Source organism: Candidatus Colwellia aromaticivorans, assembly GCF_003333305.1.
In the GTDB taxonomy this organism is placed as follows: Bacteria; Pseudomonadota; Gammaproteobacteria; order Enterobacterales; family Alteromonadaceae; genus Colwellia; species Colwellia aromaticivorans.
Genome location: NZ_QOLD01000014.1, coordinates 23247 through 45018, shown reverse-complemented (window position 1 = coordinate 45018; position 21772 = coordinate 23247). Strand labels below are relative to the sequence as shown.

The following is a 21772-nucleotide window of genomic DNA, read 5'->3' as shown; positions in this document are numbered from 1 at the left end:
TCCTTCAAAATACGAACTTAAATTTATTGATCATTAAAAGAGTCTACTTATTCATTTCATCTGTTAAGTCTTCAACAGAAGTAGCCTCATTACTATACGGTAAGTTAATTGCGCCATCATTTCTCTTAACCAGTTTTTTATTATCAGGGTGCTTAACTTGCTCTACTACGTTGGTAATTGGTCCCGTTAAATATGCCAAGTCTTTAGCCACTAACCGCGTCATGCTGTTTTCGGTGCTAAAGGCATTTACTATCCAGTCTGGATCGTAATAAATAATAAAGGCATCGGTGGTGATTTTTTTACGATCAGGTATAAAGTTCAAGAAAAACGGTGCGTCTTTTGAGTAAAGTTGAATGTTATATTGGCTACGTAAGCTGTTATCAGTGTGATCAATAAATACCGACGTTGCGTCATTGGTAAACAAACCTGTTTCACCCAATAATATATGGTCAAACTTAACGTCCTTAACATCACCCAAAATCAATGCTTGTTGAGTTTCAACTGTGCCAAAGCGCACTTTATCGTCAGACTGATACATGATAGTGACATCATCTGCCATTGCACCCGTCGAACTGGTAACTTCAAAATACAACTCTGACTCGTTACCACCGTGAACCAAGTTATCTGCGAAAATATTATCTGCGTTCCAAAGCATTTTTCCATCGACAAGGCCACCAAATATATTAAGTCCCGCACCTTGTTCTACTACCTTTAACACCACGGCTTCGCTGTCGTTATGGATAAAACTAATATTCATATCACCGTTAATTTCTGTTAGGTAAGTTCCTTTTGCTGCACTTAGATATGTGATTGTTTGAGTATCTAAGTGCAAGCTACGAGTAGTAGAACCAATAGAACCATGGTTAGCCTGTAATTCCAAATCGACTGCTTGGATAAGGCTGTCACCTGATAAGTCAAATATCGATTCGTCAGCCGTAAATGATAATGTGCCACTGGTGCTTTGATACTGCCCTGATTCAATCAAGGTAATATCAGAACCTGCAGTGATGTTTGAGTTATCAGCCACTAAAAGCTGACGAAGCGCTAAACTGCTGTCGGGATTATCAACAAAAGCGTCAGCTTGCTGAGCATCAACGGCTAAACCGCGTGCGCCTGAAGTTTCAATGGTCAGTGCATTGTCTGCTGAGCCAATTGAGCCCGTTTTGGCCACGAGATCTAATTCCACGGCAGTCAACCGAGTTTCATCATCCTCATCCAAAATAGAACCTTGTGCCTCAAGTAATAAACTACCATCAGTGCTAACAAACTTCTCTGCTGAGGCAAGTCGAACAATATCAGCGCCAGAGGTTAAGCGTGAGCTAGCCCCTAATTCCAATTGGCGAAGGTTAAGGTTACTGGCTGGACTATCAATAAATGCTGCGCCCTGTTTTGCCACAAGTGACGTACCTTCACTGACATTCACGGTTAAGGTGTTATGATCGGCGGCTATCGAGCCATTAATGGCATGTAGTGCTAACTCAACTGCCGAGAGCACAGTGTCATCATCTTCATCCGAAATTGAGCCTGTAGCGGTAAGTGATAAACGTCCACTTGTAGTAGTAAATTCACCCACGCCTGATAACAAGAGGATGTCTCCACCTGAACTAAACTCAGCATCATTGGCAGCGGTGACATTTTGCAGGTGCAAATCACTGTCAGGCTGTTCAAGGTAAATGCTACCTTTTTCAGCTTGCACCCACACCCCGCCAGCCACTTCAATATCTAAAGCGTTATCAGCAGAGGCTAAGTCACCTTTAGTTGCAATCAACTCAAGCTCAACTGCGGTGATCGCACGGCTACCATCATCTTCATTGATAATTTCGTCATCATCGTTCAAGGTCAATTTGAGTTCATCAAAAATTGAACCGTCAGCCAACAAGGTAAACTTGCCACTATTGCTGGTAATACCGCCATGTTCAGACTGCAGGTTAATATCCTTATTACCAACGATTCTTGAGCTTGCTCCCACATCAAAACGACCAATACGCATATTGCGATCTGGGCTGGTGATCCATGCACTGTTGAGAATATTCGCGGTCAATATACCTTGTGGGTTTAAACCAATATCCAGTGAATTTATCAAATCACCGCCAACGCCGAATGAACCGGCAATATTTAAATCGATGGAATCGGCTCTGACATCTATCCCTGCATCAGGTTCGTACTCAACCACATCAGCGGTTGTAGTTAGTGAAAATAAGTTGCTGGCAAAAACAGTGTCAATTGCGAGTGGATTATTTTGTGAGGTTTGCAACCAGATATTGTTACCAGCGCGCGCGGTAACCGAACCACCGGCAAGCTGTTCAATAATAAATGGCTGATCTTCACTACCAATACTCTGACTGCCCGACTCAAGAATGATGTCGGTACCGGTAACAACACTATTACCCCCCGCAGAAGCACCGGTAAGATTGCCGTTAGTGCGGATACGAATATCGCCAGAACCTGCAATATTATTAATAGCTAAATCTCCCTCAGAGCCTAAATAGATTCTTTGTGCGTTTACCGCATTTGCCGATAACGTGCCCGAGGCTTCAACATCAACATCTTCATAAGTGGATATCCACATTTGGCGATAACTTTCACTCGCTTCATCATAATTGGCTAAACGAACATCTTTACGCTCTGCGGTAAGTAAGGCTAATTTCTGCTCATCAGATAACTCGGTATAGTCAGCCACAGTATCTAAGTCGATTAAAATATCGTCAGGAACATAGGTGCCTATATCACCATTTTCTACGGTAATATTAACGTGATGTCCGGTGACATTTGCCTCTTCAATCCTGATCTTTGTATCTGAAATTTCTTTAAGCAGCCCTGGGCCAAATAGTGCTAATAATTCAAGTTCAGTCCAACCGGCTCTTTTAGTTAAATCTTGATATTCTTTTGTTCCTTCAATTACTTGATATTGATAAGACTTAATATAAGTATTGCCAATGTCGCCATAAAGATCATTCAAACGAGCAAATTCGTCAGAGCGCTCATCTGCTATCACTTGGGGATTATCAAAGAAAGAGGCTTCGGTATCACTCAAGGTAATGGTGGTGTCTGTCACTGGCACACTAGGATCGGCCAGTTTATTTCGATAATTCCAGTAAGTGTGATATTCACGGGTTTTAAGAGTTTCGGTAGCAGTGACATTTCGCGCTGCGACATCATAAACTTCACTAACATTACCAGTACTGTTAACGCCGTTATCTTCGCTAGTTTCAGTGATAAACTCCATGCTATCCCATATGCCTAGCAATTGTTCTATGGTACGAGTATCACGGGTTTCTACACTGTTGTTATCAACTAAGGTTCCATTAGCGACATTAATATTAACATCACCAGTACTTGCAGTTGCACTTACCAGATAAAGATCGCCATCTGTTTCAGTGACATTGATGTTAGTGGCAGCACTGACAATAACGCCGCCATCAGCACTCGCGTCACTGTTAACCCGAATGGCATTATCACTGGTGCCAACAGCGCCACCTTGTGAAATAAGAGTCACGCGTTCACCGGTCACTTTATTGTTTTTAGTTGGGTATGCAGCTTCATCATTGAGAATATCACCGCTGGCTTTTAACCACACATCGCCGTTGGTCGCGCTCATTTCACCAATCAATAAGTCACCATCAAGCTCTTCAATAACCAAATCACCCACACCAACATTGGCATCTAATAAACGCCCACCTTCAGCGAGATTTATTTCTAAAGGTACAAAAACTTTATTAACGCTGTTATCTGCCAGTGCCAATGCAATTGCACCTAAAGCTTGTGGTGCCACTGTAGCCTCACCAATACTACGACCACTTAGTGATAAATCTTTGGTCCAAAGTATTGCACTTGCATTAGATTGAACTATATCGCCATCACCTGCATTTATGGTGGTAAGACCCGTTGGATTGAGAATGGATCCGGCAATATCAATGTTTCCATAATTACCATTACCATCACCAGCTGAGGTTAAGGTAATCGACCCAGTTGAATTGCCAACAAAATTAATAGCAATTGGGTGATCCGCTTTAACAAAGTTTTTAACATAGACAAAATCAGTGCCTGTGCGGCGTTCTTTCCATTCTTCATGACGATATACAACGTATTCATCTTTATCGTAACTGCCTGATACTTGTGACCAACCACTTGAGGTGGTGTTGGTGGTTGTTTGTTTGGTGGCATAAGCACCATTGCTAGTAGCATCAGCTACTGTGCCTGCTGGTCGAGCTTTCACCACCAAGTCATCTTTAATCGGCGCTTGATCGATTGAAAAAACTTTACTTTTAGTATCGCGATCAACTTCAACATCGTCACCACCAAATAAGACAAAATAAGTTTCACGAACCACATCACGGTCTTGACTCCAACCATCTTTACGGATATTTTCCCATGAGTATTGTTGCCCAGCTAACGGCGAGTAGTTTAAGTTATTACTCTGAGTCTCAGACTTCCATTCACTCGATGTAGTACCCAGATAACTGGTAGTTACATCAACGCGCTGGCCAGCGGCATTATCTCGATAATAGGTATACTCACTAACCTTGTCATGCCCAGCGAGATTCAAGTCAAAATCAAGATCTGTGATACGTACTTTTGCTTTAACACCTGTGCCCGCGCTCATGTTGGTTATACGCACATCTAAACTGGTGTTATTAATTACTTCAATATCACCATAACCATCCATCACTTGAATTTCACCGACAGCGGTGTTGGTTTTATCAACAGGGGTACTGATAATGTGGCCATAAAGATCAACATAACCGCCAGCAATAAATAACGGACTCACTTCAAAATAAGTTTGCCCTTGTTCATCAACTTCTTTACTGACTAAACCGCCATTTTCAAATTGACCAGCGGCAGTGCCATTAATAGTGATAGTGCGCTCAGGCAAACCACTTTGAATTTTTCCATTAATATTTATAAATTCACCAGCAACATAAACGTTATTACCGGCAACTACCCCTGGGACAATGCCACTGGCCGGAGTACAATCGGCTGCAGCAGAAAAATCACATTTAACATCACCGGCGATATGCCTGATGCCGCCCGCATAGGAGAGCACCACATCGCGACCAGCACGAATAACGATAGTGTCACCGTCAATACGCACACCTGCATCGGTAGTAACGCCACCAAATAAACTTTCTAGGTGAATCAAGCCGTTAAAATTACTGATATTTTCACTTAGGATAAGATCAGGTCCTTGCGGTGGCTCTAACGAAGTGCCCCCCATGCCCGGTGGCGCATAATCATTTAAAAATTTAATCTTGGTGGGGTTGTCGGTGCCATCACCAATAGCTTGGTTACCCAAGGTCGCCGAGCGAATAGGGACATCGTTAACATAAATATTACCACCGGCATCAAAGGGGATTTCTGCGCCACCGGTAATTTGCAAATATGCCGGTGTTTTATTTAAAATAGATATCTCAGTATCACGGTTAGCGATTAAACTGCCGGAACCACCAAGCCCTCTTGAATCAACCACAATATCAGCTGAAGTGGCAAATAATTTATCAGTGAAATTAATCGACTGATAAGTTAATGACGGAACACCGGCAGCACTTGCCCCACCATAGTCATCAACCCGTCCTTGAATCCAGTCTCGCTCTTGCTCTAACCGATTAACATAAGGACGCAGTGTGGCATCAATATTACTCTCGTTAGGGGTGATGTCATCTCGATCAGTAAATGCCTGCTCAGATAAAGCCGACTTGTTAGCTTCTTCAGCGACAAGCGTGGTTTCTCGCGCTGCTAATGTGGAGCTATCAAAATTGTTGAGTAAAATATTATTCGCCGTAATTCGCACTTGGGCAGCAGCAATTAGTGAGCTGTTATCAACATTGTCCGGATCTGCTAACTCTTGTGCTCGCCAAGTGTCTATGCTGGTAAAATCACTGTTAATTGCCTCAGCGTGAACAATAAGGTTATCTTGAATTTCGCTAGACTGACTATGAAGATCGGCTACCACTGCTGCAGTCTGATCTGCATTTGCACCCGCAATCAAGGCTTTGCTGTCCCCATCTAACCAAGCTTGCGCCTCAGCATCTAAGGCGGCTTTTTGATTTTGCCACAAGGTTAATGACGTGGTAATTTTCTGATCATTATCCACTTCAGTATCTGCAGCAACAACCGCGCCACGTAACTGACGAACCCCAGCAAAAATAGTCACTACATTGTCTGAGTCCAAAGTATAAACATTGTCTAGCTGAGCTAACGCCTGCTCAGAGTCAGCCTTATAACCTTGCCCTTCTCGAAATAAAGTATCTCGTTGAATCACTTGCGCTGCTGTTAATCCACCTGATTTTAAGAAGATATCATCTAAAGAACTGTTAACTTCATCCAATCTGTCTAACATTACTTGTAGAGGATTAAAATCAAGATCTAACTTAACGGTAGTAGATAAACCATCTTTACTTGGTGCTACCACGTAGTTACCATCACCATCAATTGCAATAGCAAACTCATTGCCTTTATCATCAATACCGATCAAACCATTAGCGGTATCTCTAATAACAAGTGTAGGCATCATGCCATCAACATAATCCCCTTCATAAAATTCGAGATCATTGTTGTCTTCATTACGGACAATGCGGAATTTTTCTTTGTTATTAATACCCGCATTGACTATGCCGTCATTATTCACTTGCTCTATCGATATATTAGTGGATGTACCACCAGTAATATCAAAAGAGACATCATCGGCACCGACTAAATCACCAAAGAAATTAACGGTATCTTCTGCAGCCTGCCTATATAAGTCTTTACCTGTACCTTGCCCTTTAACATTAGTAGAGCCTTCATCAGCCACTAAATAAATATTACCGCCTGCTTTAACCGTTGAGTCATTATCAACATCAACAACGTTATTGTGAAAAAGGTAAGCATTAGCCTCTGGTTTAGTTTCTACTGGAAATGCAGTTTTATTCCAAATATCGGTGTAGGCCAAAATAGAATTACTGTTTGCTCGATCATTGGCACTACGTCCTGCCAATAACTTGGTTTGACCATCAGAGAGTAAATCAGCACCTGCAACATTCACGCTATTACTCACGTTTACCCTTGCCGTAGATTCCCCTTGAGCTGCTCCAGCTAAACCATAAGTACTTGACTTAGTATCTACCTGAATATTGATATTAGAATAAGCGGCAGCAATTAAATCACCTCCGGTTTCAACTGACGTTTGGTCGCCAAAAGTAATAGCTGCAATAACATTATTTGCCACTACTGAGGTATCAGCTAACGCGATAGCAATTGCACCACCGGAATCTAATTTAGCACTATCATCGGCAAGTAAGTTGTTTGCAGCTTCAAATGTTATCCCTTTATCATCTTGATCACCCGAGGTGATTTGTGCACCTTGGGTGATGGTTGAAGTCATCTGTTGAATTGTTGTTTGACTATCAGCTGCCGCGCCACCTAATAGACCACCTGCACCAGCGTTAATGTTATAACCTGATTGTAGATTTTTATTTACATTATTACTGGTACGCGCATCAATAATGCCCGCTTCAATATTTCCCGCTAAACTCACTGTCACTAATGCATCTACGGTATTATCTGCAACAGCGCCACTTGCACCTAATAAACCACCGCTAGTGCTATCGGCAGAATGATCAAAACGAGCAGTATGTGTTGCATCTATGTCGATATTATCTGAAGTAATTGTGCCATCACCCACTGAAACACTGGTGATACTGGTATTGTCTGTGTCTGTCACAGCGGCTGCACCTGCTACTGCGCCACCACTGCCCGATTTAGCCTTAACAAGATTTTTATCATTACCATTAGCATTAAGGATTAATGAGCCAGCAGCAATAGTGCTACCATCAGCGACATTGATAGTGCTAATGGTATCAGCTTCCCCAGTAGAGAATGCCCCACCCAATGCAGCAAGGCCCGCAGCAAAACTTTTAGTTTCTGCATACTGATCACTGTTATGCTGTGAGACGATACTGGTATCTCCAACAATATTTAACCATGTACCAAGACCTAATGTGGTTAATGCTTTTCCTGTTACAGAAGTGTTGGCAACTGTGGCGTTGGCTCCCAGTAATAAACCACCCGATGCCGCTTCAGCGTAGCCATCTGCAGTTCTTCCATTATTAAGCACTTTGGCAGAAACAAGCAAAGAGTCCGCATTGATATGACTGCCATTAACTGAGGTTGATACAGTAGGCGCAACGTCAACATCGGCGATTGACGCTCCCACGGTCGCCCCACCAAAACTACCCGCCGTAGATCTACTTAGCGCTTTAGGAGTTGCCTGAGCTGTAATTGCAACAGCGCCGTCAGCAACAATAATGGAATTATCCCCTGTTAAAGCTGAAACAGTTGAATTAATTTCGGTGGTTGCCACACCACCTGCGCCAGAGATAATCCCTGCAGATAATGCAATAGCTTTCGCAGTAGCTGTTTCCACAGCATTTGCTTTAACCTCAAGACTGCCAATAGCATTGTTAATACCAAGTTTAGTATTATCTGCGATTGACGCTGTAGTAAAGCCGTTCATTTCCACTGTTGCTGCTGAGCCACCAACACCAATAGCGCCAATAGCAGCACCTTTAGTATCGGCTGTTGCGGTGCGCGTTGAATCAGCGGTCACTTTCACTTCTTCGTTATCGTCGCCATCAACCCCATCAATAATTGAGCCTGCACCAATTAAAGCTGAAGTAGTGCTGCTATCCGATAAGGTGACCGCACCGCCAGCTATACCTGCCGTAAAACCACCAGCACCTACCGCTGATTGAGCAGTTGAAATAGCATTACTATCAGCATCTACTTTTATCAAACCTTCAGCGGATACTCGGCCTGTAGCGCCAACATCAATTAGCGCTTGGGTAGTTTGACTGGTGGTAACCACATTGAGGGTGCCGCCAATGCCTGCACCAAAGGACGCTGAAATAGCACCCGTTTTAACATCAATATTGGCATTATTAATCGCATTAACAGCCACATTTTGCTCAGTGATTAATGCTTGTGTGCTAAGATCTTGGTTAATATTTGCACCACTTTCAATTTGAGCAAGCGCTTGAGATGAATCAACTGTTACCCCAATTGAGCCAGCAATAGAGCCAGCACCACTTACCGCTCCTGAAGCAGCAGTAGCATTTAAAGTTTTATTATTAATCGCACTGACACTAAGCTGAGCGCCTGAATCTAACGTAGTATTACCGCCAACTCTTGCTTTGGTATTATTACCAATCACAGTGATAGAAGCAGCTCCTGCACCGGCAACGCCACCAACGCCTATTGCCCCTGTTAACAAGTTAGTATTAGTGGTGTCTGTGGCAATAACATTTAAGTTACCACCTGCTTTGAGTGTTGCACCATTGCCAATATCGGCGAGAGTACCAGAGCGAGGATCCGCCGAAGATGCTACATCATCACTTACGCCATAGTCAGTTTCACGCTCGGTATTTCGTTCATCAACATCATCTGCCAAGCTTGCGGTACTACTGAAATCATTTAGCTGTGAATTTTCATCATCAGAGGCTAATGGATTTACACTTGATGAAGTACCTGCTTTGTTAACAGAGCCACTGTCAGAGTTTTGATCACCATTGGCATCTTCACCGTTAATTTCTTTATAAGCATCATCATTAAGATCGCCACCGACTGCCGCCACAGCAATAGATCCAGACATTCCAAAACCACCTGCAGCTGCTGATACGGCCTTTGAGTCAAGATTTTTAACCGTGGTCGCAGCAATATTAATGCTGTTGTTTGCGATAATATCAGCATCTTCTCCCACTTTAGCTAGCGCTGAATTACGTAAAATATCTACACTGACCGCACCGCCAACGCCTACTGCACCTAACGCAATGGCTCCGGTATCAGAATCAATGGTTGAACTATCTGTAGCATTCACCATAACAGATTGACCAACATTGCCGCTAGTTAAGGAGTTAATAAATGCACCTAAACCGATAGAAGCCTGGGCGGTGGTATCAATCACATTAACTTGAATACCTCCAGCAACACCTACCGCACCACCAGAGGCTGCCACTGTGATAGTGCGAATATCTGAGACAGAATTTGCTGTCACTTCAGTAATATCATCAGCATCGGTAGTAGCACCGTCACCAATACGAGCCATTGTGCGATTGGCAACCACATTAGTACCAATAGCCGCACCCACTGCAGCAATACCCGCCAAAGAAAGGTTACCGTTTAGTGCATCAATTTCGGTATGACTATTGGCGCGAATATTTAGGTCGCTATCTGCTGCAATAACGCCATTGTTACCCACCTCAGCAGTAGTATCACTCACCACCACATGCACGCCAATACCACCACCAACACCAGCAATACCAGCACCAGCAACATTAACTAAAATCTCATCAATATCTTCTGACCCATCTGCAGTAACAATTACATCACCACTGGCAGTTACATTAACTCCATTGCCAGCTTCAGCATTAGTTCCTAAAGTCGCTTGGGTATTTTTAATAAAGTTACCGTTAGCAACAGCACCACCAACGCCCGCCACACCAGAGATAGCAAGACCGCCACTCAGTGATAAACTGCTGGTGTGATCTGCTGCGCTCAAACGTAAATCAGCAGTATCAACCGTGACACCTTTTTCAACCGTGGCATCAGTCTTTGTTTCCACCGTTAGTACTTGTCCTGAGCCGCTAACACCTGCGTATAAACCACCCGCAGCACTGGCATTGGAAGAAATAATATCTTCAGTTGAAGAAGCAATAACGGCTAAACCTTTGATCATTTCAGATTGTTTACTGTTATTATTTAAAGAAGGGGTGTCAACCAGGGTTAAGTCATCTTCACCTTTATTGGCACCACTTTCATCAACAACACCTTGCCATTTATCGGCCTGACCTTGAGACTGTTCTTCACTAGGGCCACTGCTACCTGACTCTTGTGGATCATCATCTTCACCGCCTTCAATGCGGCTAATCAAACCATCAACCAAATTATCCCCAGTGTTTGGATTAACCAGTTTTCCTGTATATACATCAATCATTGCCGCATTATTACCACGGGCATTAACGGTAGCGCCTTCTTCAATAACCGCGCTGGTATTTTTAATGATGGTGTTCACGCCAAATGAACCACCAACACCAGCGCCACCAATACCGATGGCAACCCCCCATGAGTTGGCAATCAACGAAGTATCATCTTCTGATGCCAGCAAAATATTGCCATCAGAATCTACAACTGCACCAGCGTTAATTTTCGCTTGAGTGCTGGTATTAATGGTATTGACATTAATGACACCACCGACGCCAGCAACACCGCTAATAGCAGCGCTTGCGCCATTGGCAATCACTTGCTCTGAGCCATCTGCAATCACTTTAACATCACGCATGGCTTTAATTTGTGCAGAATTGCCAATGGTAGCGTTGGTTCTACTGTTGATCACATTCACCAAAGCAACACCACCAACTGCAGCCGTTCCTGATCCTGAAGCATTCGCAGTAGTAGCAACCAAATTAATACTATTATTAGCATCGAGAATAACCGACTGGTTGTTATCTGCTACAAGTAAATTATCTTGATTAATTAATGCGTTATCACCGATACTCGCTTCTACGCGTGAGTCAACCACATTTAATAACAGTGAACCAGAAACCGCCGCCGCACCCGCTGCAGAGACCGTAGCAGTGACATCAAAAATTTTACTATAAGCTTGTGCATTAATATTAAGTTCCCGTGCAGCATCTAGCTCCACAGCATTAATATCATCGTCTTGAACAAGTGCTCGTGTACCTTGGTTAAGTAAGACTAAAGCACCTGAGCCTCCTACACCTGCAGTACCACCTACAGCAATCGATCCACCGACAACATTTATACTAGTATCGTCATTGGCGCTAATTTCAAGATCGCCTTTAGTTTGAATTTTCGCGCCAGAGGCAACAACCGCAACAGTATCCCCAGTTACACCACTAGCACTGTCTAAGGAGAAATATTCAGATCCGGATGTTTGCGAATTATCATCAACAAATTGTGACACTGTGACACCCGATGATACTTCAACATCTCCTTGCGCGCCTAAGGTATCGCCGGTTCGACTTTCTGAACCACTGTCAGCAACAGCAAACTGTGAAGATTCATCGGCATCATCACCGGTACTGGAAAATGTTTCCATATCGCCGCCGAAGCTATCACTGGAATTATCCTGCTCATCAAAGTCAGAGCCGACAATTAATATTGATGCAGCACCCGCCACTCCAGCAGTGCCACCAGCGCTACCTGCTATTGATACCGCCGTTAGATCTTTTTCTGAAGTGGCGCGTACTGATACTCCATCTTCAACAAACACACCATTCCCTAAATCGACATTACCATTGCCAATTGAACCAGCATAAATTTCGGAATCACCTACCGATGCCCGTACATGGTTTTGTACCACATCAGCAGTTAATGCCCCGCCAACCCCAGCTGTACCACCAAGAGAAATGGTACCTGAAATAGATAACAGCTCAATATTATTATTAGCCAACACGGCAACAGATTGCTGCTCTTCGGCCGCCGCATCTACCCATGATTCTTTGTTAATAGTAACGTTATCTTCAACTATAGCCTTAGTGTCTGATGCGAGTACATGTACAGCCAATTGACCAGAAACACCAGCAGTACCACCACCTGCAGCTCCCATGGCAATACCGATGATTTTTTCCCGAGAATCGGCACTGATAACCGTACGCTGATTAGTATTACTAACGGTTCCTCGACCTAATTTGGCCTCAGTTTGGCTAGTCATCACTACTATGCCAGCTGAGCCACCAACACCAGCAGTACTACCCGCAGCTAATGCGGTATTAAATACAAATAAGTTAGTGTTATCTTGTGCCTCAACAATAAAATCACGCCCAGCATCTATGGTTGTTGTCCGGTTATCGAGATTAGTTTCGCTGTAAGCACGAGTTTCATTATTGATCACCAACACACTTGCGCTACCTGATACACCAGCAGTGCTACCAACTCCTACCGCGGCAGCAACAGAGTCAATATCTGATTCAGCTCCCGCACGGATCACCACGTCTTGCTCTGCGTCAATATCAGCACGAGCATCAATATGCGCGGTTGTAGTTTTACTGATCACTGAAACATCACCTGCAGCGCCAACTCCCGCAGAACTTACTCCTACTGCGCCACTACCTAACATGGAATTTAAATCAGTATAATCAAAAGATTGCACAAATACTGAAGCACTATTATTAGCGGGATCAACACCTGAAGCATTAACCCTTGCATCTGCGCCAATAGCCGCATCTGTGGTATTGGTAATCACATCGACAGATAAGTTACCAGCGACAGCAACGCTTTTACTTGCAGATGCACTAATGCCAATAGTTTCAATATCTTCTGTACTAAATGCGGTAACCGATAAGCCACGATGGGCAATAGTTTGTTTTTCAGCATCCGTTAATTCACCAGAGCTAACCGCAATAGGATCTTTGTCGTCACTGTCGGGACGATCAATGGTGCCAATTTGGGTAAAACCTGAACGATCGACATCGCCACTATAAACTTGTGAATCACTTAAATCGCCTCGCGTAGTAATATCAACACCCGCACCCACTCTGGCCGCTGTATCTTTAACTAAAGTATTAACCGCAACAGCACCACCAACACCCGCACTACCGCCGCTAATAGCGATGGTGCCATCATAAATATTCAAGTCAGTATCAGACTGAGCTAAAAGATCAACATTACCTGTGGCATTAACGCTTTGGGAGTTAAGCAAGGCATGAGTGGTATTAACAACAACCTTAACTGAAGCCACACCAGCAACTGCCGCACCTGAAGATGATGCAGCCCCTGCACCCGTTAACGATGCAATATCATCTTTGCTTTTAGCGGTTACTTCAACATTACCTTCAGCACTAAGTACTGAGCCAGATTTACTCTCTGCAACGGTATTTTTACTGAATACAGCAACATCCGCCGCTGCACCCACACCTGCTTTACCGCCAATAGCACCACCACCAGCTAAACTAAATAAGTTAGAATTATCAGTGGCTTTAATTGAAATAGTGTTGACTTCACCTTCAGCGTTACGGGCATCGGTTTGAGTAACTATAGCATTCTGGCCTATGGTTGCGGTGGTTGAAGCAGCAATGATATTGGTTGCAACTGAACCTGCTACTCCCACTTTTTTAGAAGCGCCAGCACCCACAACAATCGAAATAATATCTTCTTGCGCCGTTGCCGCTACATTGACAGAATCAGTAGCTAGCACATTTGCTCTATCACCGATAAGCGCGTGGGTTTGCCCCGAGATAACACTCGTTCCAATAGATGCACCAACACCAACTTTATCCGCTAAACTAATGCCACCTACCACAGTAACAATATCGGTGAGCCCTTCAGCACTTATATCAACACCGCCTGTAGAATAAACCTTGGCATCATTAGCAATTTGAGCTTTAACTTCATTGATTAATACCGCAGTAGTTAACACTCCACTAACAGCAACACCCCCACCTCCTTCAGAGTCAGACGAACTACTTGCCGCAGCAGCACTAACGCCTATCCCTAAAATATCCTGATCAGATGATGCATTTACGTTTAAGCCCCCAATGTTATTAGCGACATCCACTGAGCCAAGTGCGAGCACTCCAACACCATCATTATTGCCAACCAGGGCTTGGGTTGAATCTAAATTCACTAAGGTTGTCGCTGAAACTCCAACGCCAACACTGCCCGCTTTAACAACTGAGCCAGTAAAACCAGCAATATCGGTATCGGTTTCTGCACTAACATCAACATTGCCAGCAACATTATTAATGGTGGCATTTCCTATTGATGCTTCAGTTTGGTTTTGTAACACAGTAACTGCAAAAGAACCGGCTACGCCGTACTTGGCAGAACCACTGGTAGAAGCTGAGCCTGCAGCGGCTTCAGTGTAATAATTGTGGGAACGAATATAATCTTCAAGCGCGTGTTTAGCATCAGTTGCTTGAGATTTCAGCTCATCAAAAATTAATGATGGCCCACCCATTTTAGGGTCTACTTCAGGCTCGGTACCGGTATTTTCACTATCGTCGTTTGACGCAGTAGTTCGTCCTGCTAATAAAGCAGAATCAAGGACATCATTAAAGTTAATGATGTCATCAAAATTAAGGCCAACGGTTTCAGGCGTTACTCGATGGTTGGTCGCTGCAACATTAATCGAGTGAGCAGAATCAATGCTAACGCCATCCCCAATTCGGGCAATATTTTTATTTTTAGAAACTAAAATTGCCGCACTAGCACCTACGCCAGCGGTAGTTTTTTTGGCTGGGTCAACCCAAGCAATGGCTCTAGAAGATATTTTACTTTGATCATCTGAAGTCACATTTAAAGCATTGATATCACCAATGATGGCTTGATCAAGAATATTAGCCTGAGTATTATTATTAGTGACCACCGTCGCCACAGCACCTGCAACTCCCACTTTGTCAGCGCTGGCTCCAGCAATCGCTTCTGAGGTTAATTCCTTAATAAAATCATCATGCATATTCTGCTTAGAATTGGCGGCAATGGTGACATCAGCCGCATTGTCAATCGAGGCAACCTCAGCAAGTGTATCATTGTCTGTCACCGTAACTGCCACACCAATGCCAATACCGATACCACCACCTTCACCCGTGTTAGCAACTGCTTCACCCGATCCTAGGGTCATATAATTACTGTCGCTAGTGGCGCTAACATTTATAGAGCTATCAGCCGCAAGTGCTTTATCAGAAGCAACCTTAACGCTGGTCTCATTATTTACAACATTAACTCCCACGGCAGCGGCAACCGATACATTCCATTTGCCCTTATCGCCACTTTTATTATCTGCTTCATTATTACCGGTATCAGATTGTTCCATTGCACTGGCATTATCTGACAACACTGCGGTACTGGTGGCTTTGTTATCGTCTGCGCCATTACCAAAATCACCTGAGTCAACTTCTTCTTCGGTAGCACCATATTTGTCTTGAACTTTTTTCTTAGAAGCCCCTTTAGCAGAAGCTTTCGCGAGTGCCTTATCGGCTGAGGTAGATGAAGCGGTTAAGTTAATAGCACCCGCTGAAGTTTTCAGATCGCCATTAATTGTTACACCCGTGACAGATGTAGCCAGATTAGCCGCAACGACAGCACCAATAGCAACTGAACTGCCAGCAGTATCGCCATCTGCTTCAGTAGTATTACTTTGTTCACTCGTTGCCGTTAAATTTATGTCACCAGAGTATCCAGATGAGTTATTAGTTTCTCCAACGGCAACAGTAGTTTCATTATCAGCAACAACTAGGGCAACCGCGGCATCAATGGCAATATCGTTAGCAGGATCAGCACCTTCTTCGCCTTCAGCCCCTGCTTCAGTTTTGGTTTGTGATTGATATTTAGAAGTCGCAGCCATCGACAATGAACCAGCTTCGATAGCAACATTAGAACGTTCACCACCAATAGTGACACCATTTCCTATTTCAGACTGGGTTTTATTGGTGAAAGTATTAATACTAACGGAAGCACCAATACCGACACTCTTACCACTTTCAGCACCGGTATTATTGCTACCGCTTGAACTATCTGAACTGTCATCACTACTTCCTGTCGCCGAAGCCTTGGCAGTAGTGACATGACTGGCATTATTGCTTGCAGTAACACCAAGGACACCTTGACTATAAACCCTCGCGGCAACACCATTACCTTCATCCCCTGCAATATAGGCACGCGAATGATTAGTGACAACATTTAGCGCCAAAGATCCAGCAACGCCCACTTTTGCAGCACCAGCACCAGAGGTAGCATCAGCAACAAACGTATTGGTATTATCGGGGTCATCTTCTCCTTCAACGGTATTTTCTTTCATCAAAGCAGAGACAGATATATTGCCACCTTGCACATCTGCTCCTTGATCAATTAGCGCAAGATTATTGTTATTAGCCACGTTAATGCCGACACCAACACCGACACCAATATCTCCTCCAACTGCACTACCATCAGCAACGGCCTTAGCATCAGTATTTGCCAACGAAGAAACAGAAATATCATTGGTGGCGGTGATTATTACGCCTTTATTAATTTTTGCTACGGTGTCGATATCGGTTACCGCAACAGCAACCGCTGCAGCAACACTCACTTGACCTTCTGAACTACTGGCATCTGCTTTCTCAGTTTCTGTATCAGAAGTTGAACCAGAGTCATCCTTATCGCTGGCAAACGTTTGCCAACTATCCACATCCTTATTTACGCTAGGTTCTTCATCGGCTGTAGTTGAAGATTCTTCTTCCTCTTTTGCCTTGGCACCTGAGGCACCCGCTTTCGCTTTGGTCACATTTGAACTGCTTGAGTTAGCAATAAGTTCAACACTGTTAGCATTGACATTACGGTTGATCATTGCTTGGGTATCGGTATTCGAAACGCCAATTGCAATTGACGCACCAACTGCCGCAGTACTACCTGCCGCTTCAGCATTGGTTTCAACCGCAATGGTATTGGTGTTGCTTGCGCCCACGTGGACAGCACCAGCAGATAACAACGTAGTATCAGCAGCTGCAATCTCAGCTTGAGTATTATTACTGTACACACCCACGGCTACCGTGGCATTTACCCCCACCGAGCCGCCATCTGCACCTTCACCTTGACCTGCTTCACCTTTTAAATCAGCAGCAAAGGTAGAGTCTGCATCCACCACTACCGAGTCAGAGCCGGTAATATCTGCATCTGAAGCAATTAACGCTAAGGTGTCATTCACCCCAACATCAATGGCAATGCCAGCACCCACGCCAACACTGTCACCTTCTCCTTCAATACTTGCTCCCGCTTTGGTGGTACTACTGGCATCGTTAGAAGCCTTGATAATCACGTCACCTGAGCTAACTGTGCCATCGGCATAAGTCGCCGCTGCCCGATTGTTCACCACATTCACCGCCACTGAGCCAGCTACACCGACATTAGCGGCACCCGCACCTGAGGTAGCTGTAGCGCCGGTATCATTAATCTCATCTTCAATTTGCGTGGCACTGACCGTCAACCCCCCGTTACTGGTAATGTGTCGAGCAGTCGCGGTATTACTTTGGTTTAAGCTGTTCACGGCTACCGCAACACCAATGCCGACACTGTTACTACCATCAACCGCAGAGCCATCTCCTTCTGCTTTAGAGTCTGCTGCCGCGGCAGTAGTAATTTGAGTTTGACCTGTGGTGGTGATTGAACCGGTATTTTGTGCACTAACAGTCGCTTCGGTGGTGGTTATCGCTAAGCCCGCGGCTACCGAAACACTGCCACCAGGAGTTTCCGCTGATTCGGCTTCGGGGGTATCTTCGCTATCATCGGCTTTTTTATCACTGGCAAACTGTGTTAAACCTGAGGCTTGTTTGTCAACGCCGGTTTTTTCATCAGGATCTGTTGGGGGTTCAGTTTCTTCTTCATCTTCCTCAGCACCTGCTGCACTGGCTTTGGCGACACTACTGTTACTGGTATTACTGATAGCGTTAAGTGTGACACTTCCCGCTTCAACATCACGGCTTAACAAAGCTTGAGTGTCTGCATCTGAAACAGAAATAGCAATCGACGCGCCAACTGAAGCACTATCTCCAGCGGCTGAGCCATCACTGGTAACATTGATTGAATTTTCATGATCTGCAGTAATATTTACACCACCAGAGGATAGTAACGTATCATCATTACCTTCAACTACCGCATGCGTAGTATTATCAATCACACTCAAAGCAATAGAAGCACCGACACCAACTTTTGATTGAGCTCCCTCTTGTGCCGGTGCAACACCAGCAGTAGCATTAACGGTGGTATTAGACTGACTATTTGACACTAGGCTTACATTGTTAACATTATTAATATCAACCCCTGAGCCAATGCGAGCGTCGGTGGTATTACTAAGTACGTTGATGGCGATAGCAACGCCAACTCCTGCAGCCCCTTCTTCATTGGAACTTGCAGAGTCTGAAAATTTATTTTCTGCCTGCTGTTGCTCTTGTGTTGATAAAGTCGCCGATGCCTTAACAGTATCAGACACTTGGCTAGCTGCAACAACATCTAAATCGCCATTAACATCGACCATCAAGATATTATCACCACTGATATTAGCTGTTGTATCACGATCTTGAATATTTATAGCAAATGCACCTGCTACGCCTAAATCGGAGCTATTACCACCAGAGTATGCAAGTGATGCCATATCTCCAACTTCATTATCTGCTGATAAATGATCTTCATTTAACGCCGCAACTTTCAAAGAAACGGCAGTGACGGTAAGTTTTCCTTGTTCAGGTGCAACACTGGCATTAATTAACTCTTTCGAATTAAGGATAGAAATACCGGCGCTGATCCCCGTATCAGCACCATCAGCGGTAGTACCTTTAGCCAGATTAGATCCATCTGTGAGCGATTTAGCAATCAGTTCAATACGTCCGTCTGCATTGATTTTGGCACCATTAACATCATCAATAAAAGAATTAATAATTGCCTGCGATGAACTGCCTATATCGGTATAAGCAAAAGCACCCGCAAACTGGGGAGATGACGTTTGTTCATCGTTTTCTACATTGAAAGATTCATCTAATGAGGTGTCGATGTTGGTTTTTAATTCCGTATCATTACTTTCTTTGAGATTGTCATCATTATTTACCGCATCACTGATTGTTTGAGGATCACCGGTAACAACAGATCGAGCGGAGGTATTAATCAAATTACTAACCGATGAAGTAATTGCAATGGTGGCAGAGTCTACTATTTGGGCATTGTCAGTCACTGTTGCAATAGAGCTGTTATCCGCATCAGTAATGGCAATAGCCAGCCCGCCACCTGAGCCATCATTTAATAAACCATCGGCAACAACCTTTACATTCATATCACTTTGGGAGTTAACAGCCACATCACCGCTGCTATTAATTGTTGTAGAGCCATCAACGACTGCTGATGAGTCATTTTTAATACTAGCCACGGCTAGTGTCAATGTGGCAGTTGATGATTCTGCTTTCGCAATAGCAGATATTGTTGTTTTTGCCGATGAACTAATGGTGACATCACTCGCCGAAGTTATCGTTGAATTGGTTATGTTAACGCTTGAAAGCGCATCTGATTTAGCAATAGCCGCTGAAATTGGTGCGCCATCAAAACCACCAACATTTAAATCGACACTTGCTTTAGCGTCAATAGAAATAGCCCCATTACTTGAAGTAATACTTGCGTCATCAATGTCAACAGTGGCTGAAGTAGTATTCCATTCAACTAAACCATTATCAATTCGAGCTGGAGTTTGTTTAGCGAGGGCAACAAGATGAATATCACCCTCGGCCTGAATAGTTGCACCGGCTTCGACTACTACACTCGCTGATGTGTTTTTAACAGGATTGATATCATTGATGATACCTCCAGATAATCCAGCAGCGCCTATCACCAAATCACCATCAACTTCAAGAATTGCTAATTCATCTTGAAAATCATCAGAAACGTTAACTAAAGCACTAAATAACTCAGCACCAGAAGCATACGTGCTTTGTACCGAAAAAATACCACCGTCAGCACCAACATTAATTTTATTAGCTAGCAGTAATACGCCACCTTGGGCATTAATGGTACCTTGAATATTAATCTCGCCATTTTCAGCCAGCTGTAAGTCACCAATAAATAACAAACGTTCATCTGCGGACGATGCTCCATCTTGTAAGGCTGAAATATAATCATCCATAGCCGCTTGCGTTGGCACCGCCATAGATAAGGAGCCAACATTAACAACACCAGCAGCACCAACGGTAATACCATGAGGGTTAACAAAAAAGAGATTACCACCTACTGTGTTACCTGCATCACGATAAGCATTTAATACACCATTAATATCTGAACGACTCGCAGTAACAAGATTAACTAAGTTATCAGCTCCATTTAACCGAAAATTAACAGTATTATCTGCCTTAACGCCAAAGTGTTCAAATGAGTTATATGAATTACTGCCTATTTGTCTAGCGCCAGTTATTTCCGTGACGCTACCATTAGTGGCGGCATTTGTAGTCCAGCCGTTATTGGTAGTTGTAACAATTTTAGTACCTGCTACGGCAGCCTGCAATTGTCCAAAAAAGAAAAATACAATAGTAAAGTGCGTAATAACACGCATTTTGCGGCTAGGAACGTAAGACTTACCTATACGACAATGTTGAAACACCATAGTGAACTACCTCAAGTTGAGAGTTCTAACTCACTTCACACTGTGTAGATACTCCGCTACACGATAAGAACTACCGTATAATCTATAGTGTTCGTCAATTTAAAAATTTAATGATACGAATAATGATTTAAGTAATATTTGTAAACAAATATTATCAGAGCTTAGCACTTTTAAAATAATTTGCTTAAATATGCCGGTATAAACTCTAATGTTCATGAGTAAAATCAGTATATTAGTACGCACCTTTTCGTATCCAAGAAATAGAGGCATTATTCAAGCCACATCCTCAACAGATTGAATTTAAAAAATAAATCTTAATGACAACAATTAATATTCTAATAACTGTAAAAAAAACTGACAGTTTCTGAATGATTTAAACCTTTGAAATAAATTAAATTTTATCCATGACTACTCAATAATGACTAACAATGCTTTGCCGAATTAACTTAAGTAGGCTATACGGTCCATTATCATGGCGCTTTAATAAATAAAGGTACTGAGTTTGACAATTCACTTGACGTGCTGAACCTATCGCCTTTCTACTTATACCAGTTTCATTAATTAGGTGATCTATTTTATACGTAGAAAAAACGGTCAAATACAAGGCGTTTATTTCAATAACTAGTTGCTCTAGCTATTAAATAAATAACGAAGTAGTTGATCGTTTTA

The 21772-nt window shown here is 43.4% G+C and carries 1 protein-coding gene; it reads right to left on the bottom strand.

All coding sequences use genetic code 11. From position 1 onward, the window contains the following. Positions 1-43: 43 nt before the first annotated feature. A complete protein-coding gene (locus DWA31_RS02275) occupies positions 44-21103 on the bottom strand; it encodes a hypothetical protein (RefSeq protein ID WP_114325052.1) in 21060 nt (7019 codons plus the stop codon). Between the last annotated feature and the right edge of the window lie 669 nt (positions 21104-21772).

Coding starts and splice junctions, on each gene's coding strand:
- DWA31_RS02275 (WP_114325052.1), bottom strand. CDS start 21,103: ATGGTGTTTCAACATTGTCGTATAGGTAAGTCTTACGTTCCTAGCCGC.